The sequence below is a fragment of the Spirochaeta cellobiosiphila DSM 17781 genome (assembly GCF_000426705.1).
In the GTDB taxonomy this organism is placed as follows: Bacteria; Spirochaetota; Spirochaetia; order DSM-17781; family DSM-17781; genus Spirochaeta_E; species Spirochaeta_E cellobiosiphila.
The window spans coordinates 289,871-302,040 of record NZ_KE384557.1; the positions used below are offsets into that span (position 1 = coordinate 289,871).

14 protein-coding genes are annotated in these 12,170 nt (G+C 40.4%); 8 read left to right on the top strand and 6 right to left on the bottom strand.

Features of this window, described 5'->3' with window-relative positions; all coding sequences use genetic code 11:
* Positions 1-62 precede the first annotated feature (62 nt).
* A complete protein-coding gene (locus K345_RS0116340; protein ID WP_028975075.1) occupies positions 63-1,055 on the bottom strand; it encodes an SDR family NAD(P)-dependent oxidoreductase in 993 nt (330 codons plus the stop codon).
* A 114-nt stretch (positions 1,056-1,169) separates the two neighbouring features.
* Here K345_RS0116340 and K345_RS21535 point away from each other — a divergent pair, with 114 nt between their 5' ends.
* Positions 1,170-1,832, top strand: coding sequence for a trimeric intracellular cation channel family protein (locus tag K345_RS21535; protein WP_053228417.1), 663 nt, complete (start codon positions 1,170-1,172; stop codon positions 1,830-1,832).
* Here the strand turns inward: K345_RS21535 and K345_RS0116350 are convergent.
* Positions 1,829-2,269, bottom strand: coding sequence for a hypothetical protein (locus K345_RS0116350; protein ID WP_028975076.1), 441 nt, complete (start codon positions 2,267-2,269; stop codon positions 1,829-1,831). The genes K345_RS21535 and K345_RS0116350 overlap by 4 nt on opposite strands.
* A 100-nt stretch (positions 2,270-2,369) precedes the next feature.
* Here K345_RS0116350 and K345_RS0116355 point away from each other — a divergent pair, with 100 nt between their 5' ends.
* From K345_RS0116355 to K345_RS21540, 5 genes are all read left to right on the top strand, one after another.
* Positions 2,370-3,062 (top strand): hypothetical protein, encoded by a 693-nt coding sequence (locus K345_RS0116355; protein WP_028975077.1) that lies wholly within the window; start codon positions 2,370-2,372, stop codon positions 3,060-3,062.
* 142 nt (positions 3,063-3,204) lie between these two features.
* Complete coding sequence (locus K345_RS0116360; RefSeq protein ID WP_028975078.1) at positions 3,205-3,882, top strand: hypothetical protein; 678 nt, start codon at positions 3,205-3,207, stop codon at positions 3,880-3,882.
* An 8-nt stretch (positions 3,883-3,890) separates the two neighbouring features.
* Positions 3,891-4,589, top strand: a complete 699-nt coding sequence (locus K345_RS0116365) for a hypothetical protein (protein ID WP_028975079.1) — start codon at positions 3,891-3,893, stop codon at positions 4,587-4,589.
* A gap of 3 nt (positions 4,590-4,592) precedes the next feature.
* Complete coding sequence (locus K345_RS0116370; RefSeq protein ID WP_028975080.1) at positions 4,593-5,288, top strand: hypothetical protein; 696 nt, start codon at positions 4,593-4,595, stop codon at positions 5,286-5,288.
* Between the two features lie 20 nt (positions 5,289-5,308).
* Positions 5,309-6,121 (top strand): hypothetical protein, encoded by an 813-nt coding sequence (locus tag K345_RS21540; protein ID WP_053228405.1) that lies wholly within the window; start codon positions 5,309-5,311, stop codon positions 6,119-6,121.
* Positions 6,122-6,193: 72 nt separating this feature from the next.
* On the opposite strand, the gene K345_RS0116380 is transcribed toward K345_RS21540, so the two are convergent.
* From K345_RS0116380 to K345_RS0116390, 3 genes are read right to left on the bottom strand one after another with little or no spacing between them, the layout of a single operon-like run.
* Positions 6,194-7,339 carry a carbohydrate-binding domain-containing protein gene (locus K345_RS0116380; RefSeq protein ID WP_028975081.1) on the bottom strand — a complete coding sequence of 382 codons (1,146 nt, stop codon included), beginning with the start codon at positions 7,337-7,339 and terminating at the stop codon, positions 6,194-6,196.
* 43 nt (positions 7,340-7,382) lie between these two features.
* Complete coding sequence (locus K345_RS21545; protein WP_053228406.1) at positions 7,383-8,339, bottom strand: hypothetical protein; 957 nt, start codon at positions 8,337-8,339, stop codon at positions 7,383-7,385.
* Between the two features lie 20 nt (positions 8,340-8,359).
* Complete coding sequence (locus tag K345_RS0116390) at positions 8,360-9,307, bottom strand: metallophosphoesterase (protein WP_053228407.1); 948 nt, start codon at positions 9,305-9,307, stop codon at positions 8,360-8,362.
* Positions 9,308-9,436: 129 nt separating this feature from the next.
* Here K345_RS0116390 and K345_RS0116395 point away from each other — a divergent pair, with 129 nt between their 5' ends.
* Positions 9,437-11,080, top strand: a complete 1,644-nt coding sequence (locus K345_RS0116395; protein ID WP_028975083.1) for a hypothetical protein — start codon at positions 9,437-9,439, stop codon at positions 11,078-11,080.
* Positions 10,986-11,843 (top strand): pseudouridine synthase, encoded by an 858-nt coding sequence (locus K345_RS21550; protein ID WP_083963825.1) that lies wholly within the window; start codon positions 10,986-10,988, stop codon positions 11,841-11,843. The genes K345_RS0116395 and K345_RS21550 overlap by 95 nt, the downstream gene beginning before the upstream one ends.
* Here K345_RS21550 and K345_RS0116405 read toward each other — a convergent pair.
* Positions 11,789-12,166 (bottom strand): hypothetical protein, encoded by a 378-nt coding sequence (locus tag K345_RS0116405; RefSeq protein ID WP_028975084.1) that lies wholly within the window; start codon positions 12,164-12,166, stop codon positions 11,789-11,791. The genes K345_RS21550 and K345_RS0116405 overlap by 55 nt on opposite strands.
* Positions 12,167-12,170 lie beyond the last annotated feature (4 nt).

Here is a 12,170-nt window from a genome sequence, read left to right on the forward strand (position 1 = left end):
GCTTGTATTTGTTATCCAGACTCTTCCTATCTGCTTAACAGATAGATATTATCAATTCAGATTTACATTTCCCCTTCAAAGAAATCTTTAATCCCAGTTGCTTTCAAACTCAATTCCCACAGTAGTAGTTCGGAAGTTAAATCTCTTTCCTTTGGTAAAAGTACAGCTGGACCAGGTTGTCCGCTACCCTCAGGACCATAGAACTCACCACTATTCACATAAGGAGCACAAGTGCATGTAGCCAGGCCTGCTGTTCCATCTTCTACTGATTGAGCTACCTTCAAGGTTCTGTTAATGATGAATTTATCAAGAAATCCTTTGCCTCCAGCTTTGTAGGTTTTTGCTTGTAAACCACTATCTGTAGGTCCTGGATGGGCTGTTAGTATCTTTATCTTTTGAGACACACCTTCAGGCCTTCTATCATGCAAGGCATAAGAACCGAGCAGATTTGCTAGTTTTGATTGCTGATAGCGATACCATTTTTGAAGTCCAGGAAAGGTATCTCCTCCCAGGTTTCCCCCATTTTGTTCAAAGTATTTGGCTATAATAGGTTTCTTTCCCATTTTTCTAGCTCCAGAGGAATGACTGATTACACGAGCTTCGCCTGATGAGGAGGCTGCTTTTTCCAATAGGGGCCACAAACGGGAAGTAAGCAGAAAATGGGAAAGGTGATTTGTCTGGATTTGAATATCATATCCATCTACAGTGGCCCGATCCAGAAGCCCCATAACACCAGCATTATTACATAGCACATGACAGCCTTCCTCTCTTAAAAGGTTTTTCAAATGACCAGCTGCCTTCTTGACGCTTTCAAAGCTTTGTAGATCACAGTCTATATGAACGGGATCAGGACCATTGGGGATTTGGAGCTGTCTCAATGCTGAGGAGGCCCTTTGGGAGGGCCGGTTTAACAAGTAAACCTTAGCCCCAAGAGTGACACAGGTCTTTGCCAGCACAAAACCCGTACCAGAAGTACAACCTGTAATAAGGACATTCTTGCCTTCCATAGAAGGAAAACTCTTTACTAGATCACCATAAAAAACTGTCTCTTTCATATTCCTACCTGCTTAGTCATGAATTAAGTATAGTGCACTTATGTTAGAAATTAATAGGCCAATGTGAAAAGCTCACATATTGACTATTCAACTAAAAGACATAATATTGGGCCCATGTTGTATGCATTCGATATATTTGGAACTTTTGTATTTGCGATCTCCGGTGCCTTTAGGGCTGTTAAATATGAATTAGATATCCTTGGTGTAATGATTCTGGCTATTGCCACAGGTGTTGGCGGGGGCATTATGAGAGATGTCATCCTTGGTATCACTCCTCCAGCTGCTTTCCAAAATGAATCCTATCTTATTGTCTGTATCCTAGGAGGACTTCTTGTCTTTGTTGCAGCTCCGCGTATAGCTAAGCTGTGGAATATTGTGAAGTTGAGTGATGCCTTAGGCTTAGCCGTATTTGCTGCCATGGGAGCTCAAAAAGGGGCTGTTTATGGATTAGGGCCCATAGGAATTGTGTTTAGTGCTGTCATCACTGCTACTGGTGGGGGTGTTATTAGGGATATAATGGTTAGGGAGATCCCTGCCATAATCAGAACAGATTTTTATGCGACAGCAGCGGCCATCGGTGGCCTGATTATTGTTATTAGTCCCTATTTGTTCCCTATTATATTTCCAGATTTTCCTCATGCTCCCATGGTTGTGGCTGTTATTGTCACTTTTATCGTCCGTCTCGCTGCCATGAGGTGGAACTTATATCTTCCCAGAGTCAAAATGCTTAAGGAAGCCCCTAGTCGTCTGGCTCAAAAGAAAAGAAAAAATCCTTAACTTCTGGGTAATTTTGTATTGCAGTTAAAACACTTATCGCGAAAGATCGAATTCTCTTTACCGCATTCCGGACATTTGACAATATTCGGATTGAATGGCGGTTCTTGGGTAGGTAAGGGGTCGGGATCTTTTGGTAGCGCTGGTTCTGAATAGACCGGCTTAGGTTCTGGCTGAGGAGGAGGTTTAGGAGGCGCTTCGGACGAAGCTGGTTGAGACGGTTCCCCTTGAGTTTCTTCCTTCTCAACAGGTATAGATGGAGCTGTTGTGTTTACTGAGGGTTCTCCAGAACCGGATGTTACATTGACGACAACCAAAGGTTGTTGTGTTGGCTCTTTTACTATGACCTTATCTGCCTTCTTGGGCCTATACAGCACAATGATAAAAAGCTGTTCTATTGCAATTATGAATATTCCAATAACCAGCAAGATATCCAACATCCAGCACCTCCTCCATGTGGATAAGTATAAGAGATGGTTATCCAAATTACAAAAAAAGGAATAATTAAAGGATAATTATTGAATCAACCGATATAATAATGTGATCAAAGATTCCTCTTTTGATAATAATAATTATGATCTCATTCAGGACAGAGACTTTAGAGTCTTCATGATTGATGATGCTCTCCAATGCAATAGCAGCTCTCGTGTTTCCACTTCTATAGGCTTAGCCAGTATGATATATCATATGGGTATACGAGATAAAAATGCTTCCTTTGTCCTGGATCTATTAGAGACCAATAACGAATATGTAGTGGATGCCCTTGTTGTTGATAGTGATCCCTTTATTATGATGAGAAATATTACTCCCACAAGGTTAATCTTGAGTAAAACCTTTAAGATTCTAGCTTTTCACAATCCAGGCCACCTTTATCCCAAAGTCCTATTGGCATTATTGGGGGTTATCGATATTGCATACAAACGTTCTGTTGACGGTTTTGATATCTATCCTTTTACCCTTAGTGAGCTGAATAACATAAGTAAATATCTAGATGAATCACGAGATCAATTTGATCAAGTCAACAAAGTACTGTTGCGTATATTAGAGAATCTTCATGACATGGGAATCGGATCAGATGATTGGAAAATCCGTCTTATGGCCTTCCAGGCTATCCAGATAAGACTAGCCTTTTTTGATCAGAATAAATCCCTTATTGATATCATTCCTGAAGAACTTCTAACTAGAGTAAAAAAGAGAAGATCCATCAAACCTGACAGTTTTAATCTGGCCTGAAAACAGGCCTGTCAATCGTAAAATAGGCCTAAAATCAATGTTTTTTACTTTTTTCTAAAAAAAAACACCGGAAATTTGACAAATCGCGAATCATTTCTAAGACTTTCTATTAGAAACCCGTATTGAGGGAGGTTTACTGATAGTGTCCATAAAAGAAGCATTTAGAGAAACTAGCGATAAGTTCAAATTGCGCTATATGGATGAGGTTTTTCAGGTGAAGGAGGAACATGCGGTTATGTCCGCTGTTACTTATGCCTCTTTCCTAAACCAATGGGGATTACAGCCTGATAACTTTGTCCTGTTTTTCCGTTGCATGGAAATTGGAAACAAGTACGTTATAGATGCTTTGACAGAGGGGAAGGACCTGGAGCATTTCTTTGACGGTATAACACCAACCTATGGTCTTGTTAACCAAGTATTTAAGTTACTAGAAGCTAATAAGAAAGGAGGAATCTACGAAAAGGTTCTTGTGATTCTTCTTGGTTTTTTAAACAATGTTTACTTATCTCCTCAAGAAGGATACGACCTGTACTCTCCAGATATTGAAGAGATCAATAAGCTTGCTAAATTCCTGGATGAAACCAAGAAGCAGGATTTTCCCGTAAACCGTATCATGCTTGATATTCTAAAGCACCTGGATGAGTTGGATTGGGAAGAGAAGTCAGGTCCTAAATACACACTAGCGAAACATGCAGGCAAGATACGTTCAAACTTCCTTGATGATACTCGTCATTTGAATCAAAGCATTCCGTCTATCCTGCTTGAGCTCGACCCGGATTTTACGGATGGTATTAAACCACCCTATGTATATCAGGACTAGGAGGAAGGATGAAAGGCGCTGAATGGAAGAACGTCATCTCTGAAGAAGAGTTAGTTAAGCTTCGACTTGAAGCCATTGACTACATTATCAGAGCAGACGAACCACACCGGGTAGATGCGGCTATTGAGTTCGCCAAATATCTTAATTATGTAGGACTTAATCCCGACAACTATCCTCTGTTTATTGAGATCATGGAAAATGGAAATCCCCATGTATTAGAAGCTCTCATTGGTCAAAAGGATCCTTTTACCTATTTTGATGTTGTGGAGACAAGTCCTTATATGATCCATGAATTTGTTCAGATACTCTATCAATTTCAACCTGGAGCTCTGCATGAGAAGCTGGTGTTGTTAGTGATGGGAGTTCTGTTGAGAACCTATATCGATCCTATTGCAGGGTACAAGAAATACCAGATCAGTATGGATGAACTGAATGCCATAGGTAAAAACCTGGATCCTGAAAAGGATCAGAACGACCCTCTCAATCGAAAAATCTTGGACTTTTTCGGTGAAATCGGGGACATCATAAACGTGAGTAACGACGAAGCCCTGGAGTTGATTGCCAACCATGCCATTAATATCCGGAATGTCTTCCTCGATCCAACTCAAAAACTTTCGGATAAAATTCCTGAACTGTTAGTTCAGAGAGTAAAATACCTGGATGGGGCCGTCCCCCCCAGGAAAACCAAACCACTCAAGGAGTCGTGAAGAATGACAGCACAAAACGACGAATTCACCGACAAAGTATGGTCACTGGAATCCATAGCGAGGGTGGAAAACTCCATCATAAACAACATTTTCGGATGTCGAACTAGTGAAGGAGTTGAGGCCGCTATCGCATATATTCGGTTCCTCAGAGAAAGCGGCCTTACGAACGAGAACTACCCACTTTTTCTAAAGATTCTGGAAATCGATAACCACTGGGTTATTGATGAGCTCATCGGTTCAGGAGATCCCTTTCTACTGTTGACCCCCATACAGCCTACCAAGCATTTGGTATCTACCTGTTTCAGATTGTTGACCAACTGGCATCCAGGTGGAATCTATCCAAAGACACTTGCCATATCGCTTGGAGTCTTACAAGTTGCCTATTGTTATGCCAAAGATGGATACAACATTCACCCAGTATCCATCAATGATGTAAACAACTTAGGTAAGCACTTAAATAAGGACCTTGGTCAGGCGGATCCTATTAATCAGGTTATATTGGATATCCTTGATAAGATCAGTCTTCTCGAAGGTATCGGAGACGAAGCTATGGAAAGAGTTGCTCGACAAGCTACGCTCATTAGAAGTAATTTCTTTGATCGACGTAAGAAGCTTGAAGATGCTATTCCTCAGGTTCTATTGGTTAAATCAGATTACCTTGTCAAGGAAATCGCACCTACCAAAGTTTTCGTAAACTAAGAGCAAAGGAGTAAAAGGTAATGATTATTCTTGATAAAGAAAGAATTTTTACCAATGAAGACATTGGTTATATAGAAAACAGTATGTTGAACGGCATTCTTGCCTGTCGTACTTCAGAAGCTGTTGAAGCGGCAATTACATATTCTCGTTTCCTAAGTAAAACTGGTTTAACAAACGAGAATTATCCCTTATTCATCAAAGTCCTGGAGATAGGAAACCATTGGGTTATTGATGCTCTTGTAGGAGACAGAGATCCCTTTCTCTTCCTTAGCTCTATTCAACCTAATAGAAAGATCTCACAGGCTATGTTCGCCTTACTTGCAGAACGACATCCTGGAGGAATGTACCCTAAAACTCTGTCTATTATACTGGGAGTATTACAGGCTCTGTATAACAGTCCGGAAGATGGATACAATATCTACAGTCTGTCCGTGTCAGACTTAAACTCATTAGGTAAACACCTTGATGAAGAAAAAGGACAAGAGGATTCTTTGAATCGTGTAATCCTCGATATACTGGATAAGATCGGTCAATTGGAACGACAGGATTCCATTGATGCTCAGACAGAGGAGATTGCCATTCACTCTTCCAAGATACGTAATTTCTTCTTTGATGCTAATAAGAAACTTAAGGAAGTTATTCCAGAAGTTCTTCTGGTACGAATGCGTTATCAGGATTTTGAAGTGGCACCCAGAAACGAAATCGATCATAAGGAAGAAAAGGGCGGTCCTGCTGCAAATCCAAAACCACCAAAAGCAGGTGATTCCGCTACTCCTCCCAAGCCTAAAGCTGAGGCGGCACCTAAGAAAGCGGCTCCTAAAAAGGACGACTAAGAATCTTATTACTAATGGAAAAGTCCGGCTTAGGGTGCCGGACTTTTTTTATATCCCAACAGAACTTGCCAGTCACCAACGGCTTTTGAACTGCCTGTAATTGCTTTCATCGACTGTTTGACCATTAACGGTAGCGACAGCACCCTTGAAAAGGAACTCTCCATCCGCATCGAAGGGGGAGCGGGCTTCAATATTAAGAATTCCTCCTAGAATATGGAGATCGCCATTAGAATCCAAGGCATCTGTATCACCCTCAGCCATTTTTATCTTAATATTACCTCCCTTAATGAGTATCAACATAGAACGGGAGGACTTATTAGAAGCATTAATTCCATCATCTCTTGCATATAGATTAATCGTGCCTCCATTGACTTGGACTTGCGTTCCTTCAATTCCTTCTCCACTGTCAGCAATATTAATAAATCCACTATCAATCTGAACAAAACTATCCCCCCGTAAAGCATCCTCTACAGTAGAAAGCTCTATGGTGGAATTATTGATATAAAGGTAACTATTGTCAGGGGTCTTGTCACTTGTACTTCTAATACCATCTTTCTGGGATACAAGACTGATTTGAGCATTAAGTAGACGAATAGCTCCTTCGGCATCGATGCTATCCTTGTAGGATTGAATATTTAATGTAGAACCTATTACTTTCACAATTCCATTTGTTTTTATAGCATCATTGGCCTGGGCATTAATCAAGAGAGAACCTTTTCCTTTGAAAGTAATATCATAAGGACTATAAATAAGCCCTTTGGCCTCTTTATACCTACTGGAATGACTTTGCTTTCCAGTAAGAGAATTGGAACCCCTCAGGTTGATTAACAATGCTGTTTTGGATTTAACCCAAAGGGCTGGTTTATCCTTGTTATTAATACTCAGATCCTCCATAACAAGCTGTACTGTAGCCGAGGTCTTAGCCAGGTCAATAATAATAGTCGTATCAGAGTGTACCCCCTTAAGGTAGTAACTCCCGGAAGAGGTAATTGTATAGTCCTGATGGTTCTGTAATGGGACTGTGATCAGGTCCTCTTCATTGACGGTGTTGTCAAAATCCTGGATGGTAAACAATTCTGAACGTTTAACCAGAGAACCTTTGATTTCCCGGTCCACAAAATTGTCTCTTTCTTGTCGAGGGGCCTCCCTATTCTGGGCAGAGGCTGTGACGCCCACAATAATTAAAATACTGAATATACTCATATATTTAGGAAACATATTAGCGCTCCTTAATTAGATCTATATTCAGTATAATAATTAGTTACTCATTCTCAAAATCTTCCTGTGTACTAAGGAAGCTGGAACCCATAATGCCATATTCCTCTCGCATTTCATGAACAGACCGTTCCTGTAAAGTTTTTATCTTTTCATCTCCATACCAGCTATAGAAATAATCTCTTATGTAATCACGTCTTTTCATAATATTGGCGGTGATCGTATCAGCTAATTTTGTTCTCTCCCCTTTAGGAACATCCTTAAAAACATGATTACAGATCTTCTCCAGATCTTTCTTCTGAATAGAGTCAAAAGCATCAAAACGTTTTTTGAAGAAATCCCAGGAATAGGTATAAAACAATTCTGTCTTTAAAGGTGTCATATATCTGGTTTTACCAGGCCTTTCCCAGCCAAAAGTATCCTTTGTCCCTTTAATTTTCATTTTAGTATCCATGAGATCTACATTGGAAAAGTCGATTGTAATGATGATAGGGAAGTTGCCAGGAGTGTAATAGATTAAGTAGTTATTAGGATTACGGTCCTCATCAAAGGTGACCCAGCTGTTAATCAGATCCAAAGCTAACTGGTCTCTCATCACCTTTTGTTCCAGATACGGTGCCCCACTAAGCTGTTCCGTTCTAATCATGATCTTACTGGCCCGATAATACTCTCCTCCCAGTTTTGTTACCAAAGAGGGCGCTGCTGTATTTCCTGTAAAGTAGTTAAGAAAATAACAGATCTCCCCAAACTGGAATTGCCGGGCTTCCTCTTTTGGGATTTTCTTAATGATCCACTTAGCATTAGGATCTTCCTTTTCATAAGCTCCTATATAGTCTCTCGTTGTAGCAAAGAACGGTATGTCCATATATTCATCCGGTTCGAGAAAATCATCGGTTGAAAACTTTTCCAATGATTCTTCAAAGGTCGTGTGATAGTCCAGCATTTTTGTTAAACGTTCATCTTTAGATATTTCACTTGCAATATCGAAATTCTTTTTGGCCATAAAACCCCTCCAATGGCTAATTAATAGATATCTCCTAGAAAAAAGCGGCTTTTTTGAATTTTGAGGTCTACATGAATCAATTCATGTTCATAACTGTTTTTACTGAACTTGATGATAGGACAGGTTTCCTGTACTGAGGAGTAGATAATGATATAGTTTTTAGCCCCCATAATATTGAACCAAACCGATTCATCTCCACCCAGGTTATACAGAGGATTGTGACCCACAATAAAATAAATATCCGGATCGACTCCCAATAACTCCTTAGTTTTATTAATATCATCTTCTGTATATTCTTTGTTGTTAGCTAAGGATCCAATGGTGTTAATACGGTTCCACATGAGCTGAAAGGCATCAGTTTCATAACGGCGGATTTCAATAAGATGATCTCTTGTACATCCTCCTCTGACGGGACCGGCATGCACACAAAGAAAAGCATCTGCCATGATAAAAAGGGGCAGGGTATTGAACAGCTCCTCCACCTTATTCCTGTACTCCTCACCTCTGTGTGCGACCAAAAATTCATCAAAATACTTAGCCTGTTTGATCCCGCTTTTAACAAGTAAGTGGTTAAAAGTATCATGGTTGCCTTGAAGGAATATAAAATTCTGGGGCCAACGGACCATACATTCTAGAACTAATTCTAATAATTCCAGGCTTGGTTCCATCTCTGTTAGATATCCTGTACGGTCATCATGAATAACATCGCCCACTAATATAAGAATAGCTTTATCCTGATCAAGCTTATTTTCTATATCATCTGTTTCTAATATGCATTTGAAATTATGCAAATTAGCATGGAGATCTCCAACGATAAAATACTCTTTTGCTATTCCCCTAAAATCAATAAGAGCTCCAGGTTTGTTCTCTGCTGTCCTAGGTCTGACCTTAGCAGGAAGGGCCTTCCGTAGTTCAAGCACCTTGTCCAGCATCGCCATACTCCCTCGTTTGGGAAGGGATTCACTCATATAATCTCCTTCGGAATTGTTCAATAGGAACGCACTCCTAACTTAAATTAAAGTACACCCGAGGGGGAGTGTCAAAAAATATTTCCTTTTTGGGGCTATAACTACGATAATTATAAGGAGAGGATATAAATGATAACAAAGGACTTGCAGGATAAACTACAAGAACTCTATAACGTGGCCAATCTTTACAAATGGACCAGCCAGACAGAAGCACTCATCACAGAGGTTATCAAAAAAGCTAAAGGCAAGATGAAAGAAGCTCTTCAAAGTGCTCTCTACTTAAAAATGCGTCAAGCAGATAGCTCAAAAGAAGAGATTATCATATCTCTCATATTGCTCTCCAAGTTAGGGGTTGATCTGGATAGAATCACAGAAAAAACAGTGGACTACCTAATGAACAAGATCTATGTGGTAGATTTCCAGTTCCTGATTACCCACCTATTCCCTCAAGGCGCCCCATTACCGGAAGACCTCATCTATGACATTACTTCGAGAGTCGTCTTTGATATACGCAACAGCTATGACAGAATCGCCAGAGGTTTCCAGCGGGTTCCGAAAAAGAGAGGAAGTGAAGCCATATTGTATTTATCCGGGCTCATTTGCCGTCCCGATCTCAGTGCTCAGAACAGGGATCTTCTCTATATTATATTGTCTAAAGTTCAATTACCCTTGCCACCTAATTTAGCGACCATTGCCAATCTAAAGCTTATTGATATCCGCAAAAAATTAAGTCATAAATCACTTAAATCCTTAAGAAACCTAACTCTGGAAGGGGAGGATGTCCCAGAACCAGAAGAAAACGTCCCCGAAGAATTTCACAGTTTAGAACAGGATACGATGAAATCGAGAAAGAACTTTCTCGACATCTCCTATGAAGACAGACGTAATATTGAATTAAATAATCGGGATAATCAAAGCTCTGATCATCAGGAAGCTGCTGATAGAGGAAGCTTGGGTATCTCCCTGGAGCGGGAACAAGATAGCAGTAAAGGAGAGGATCTCGAATCTTTACGAATTAGTTCAAATCAGGGAGGGGATAAAAAACAGGACAGAGCCCCTCTCCCTGAATGGGATAGAATAGCATCGGAGGAACATGAGACAGAGGCTCCTCAAAGCAAAAAGTCCACCCCCAAAGCAAGTACTCCTTCTTTGGAGGAACCTAGACCAGTCACCACAGGTATTGAAACTACCATTGAAAATGATCCCCTCGAAGATACATCAAAAGGTTTAAACTATAAAACTTCAAAGGATAGTAAAGCTCCTCAAATAGAAAGTAGGGAAGAGAACAGCACAACAAGCTACAAAGCGTATCAGGAAGCAGGTAAGGAAGATGGGATCAAACTGGACTCCATAGATGATCTCTTTGAAATAGAAGAGGCAAAACACTTAGAAACCAGGACAGGAATAAACAAAAAGACTACAACTGCGGATACAAAAGATTCAGAAACCAGAAAACCAAAGAAAGCAAGAAAGAAGGCCCCCTCCAGAAAAGATCCCTCAGAAAAGGCTCCCCCTGTAGAGGCAGAAAATGTACATAAAACAGAAATCTCACCAGAAACAAAGAAAGGACTATCCCAAAGCTTAGGTGGTCTGACACGTTACTGGAAGAAAATCCTTCCTTTTCTCTTTATTCCTCTGATTATTGCTATTATATCAGCACTATTGTATAACCCTATGAATGATCCCAGCGAACCAACCAGAAACAATAATCCAACAACAGAAGATGTTAAAACAACAGGCCTCTCCTACATTCCCTATACATTATTGGCATGATGACAATCTTTTAGCGGCTCATAAGCCTTCGGGATTACTTGTTCATCGTTCGGCTATATCCTCAGATCGCATATCATTGGTAGGTCTTTTAAGGGAGCAGACAAAACTAAGTCTTCATCCTATTCATCGCTTAGACCGTGCCACTAGCGGGATTATTCTCTTTGGTAAGAATCCGGAAATAACAGCTCAATTAGGAAGTATCTTCCGTGAAAGACAGGTAAATAAAGCCTATCTTGCTGTTGTACGAGGATGGATAGAAGAAGCAGGTCTTATTGATAAAAGCATTAAAACCATCAAAAATGATGGTCCTTTAAGAAGGGTAGAAGCTCAAACCTATTATGAACCTCTCCAAAGGATAGAACTTCCCCTTCCTTGTGGACGATACGAAACCACAAGACTTACTCTCCTCCTTGTAAAGCCACACACAGGGAGAAGACATCAGATTCGTATCCATATGGAAAAGCTAAGCCATCCCATTATAGGAGATACCACCTATGGGGATTCCCGTCATAATTATTTGTTCCGTGATCATTTTGATAGTAATAGACTCTTATTGCATTCCTTTGCTCTGGGGATGGAGCATCCCCTGACAGAGGAACAAATAGGATTATTTGCTCCTCCTATGGAATCCATTACCGGTTTATTTAACGATTTTGATAAAGAAGCTCTCCAAGAGCGACTAGAGGAAGAATGGAATATCCAGACTTCCTATTCTGTGGCTTCCTCAATAGATTCGGTAGGAACAGGCCTGCAGGAAGAGTGAGTGTTCCCATCAAGGAATAAAACATCTTCCCATCCCAGTCTTTGACCACAGACTTCACATTTGAGTTTGTAAGGCCAGGCTCTTTTACGATTCAGGATAAAGGAAACCACCACTGCTACAAGGTAAATCATAGCATAGTAAACGGGTAAGCCTTTATGCTTCAGAAAGGTTATGACAGCGAATAAACCAAGTACCCCTGCGGCCATGAAAAATGTAGCCATCCTTTTTTGTATTCCCTGTTCTCCGTATTTCTTCTGGTAGATATTGAAAATCAATATAGCCACCACCAATACGGGGAAAAAACTCACTAACCATTCCACCATGACC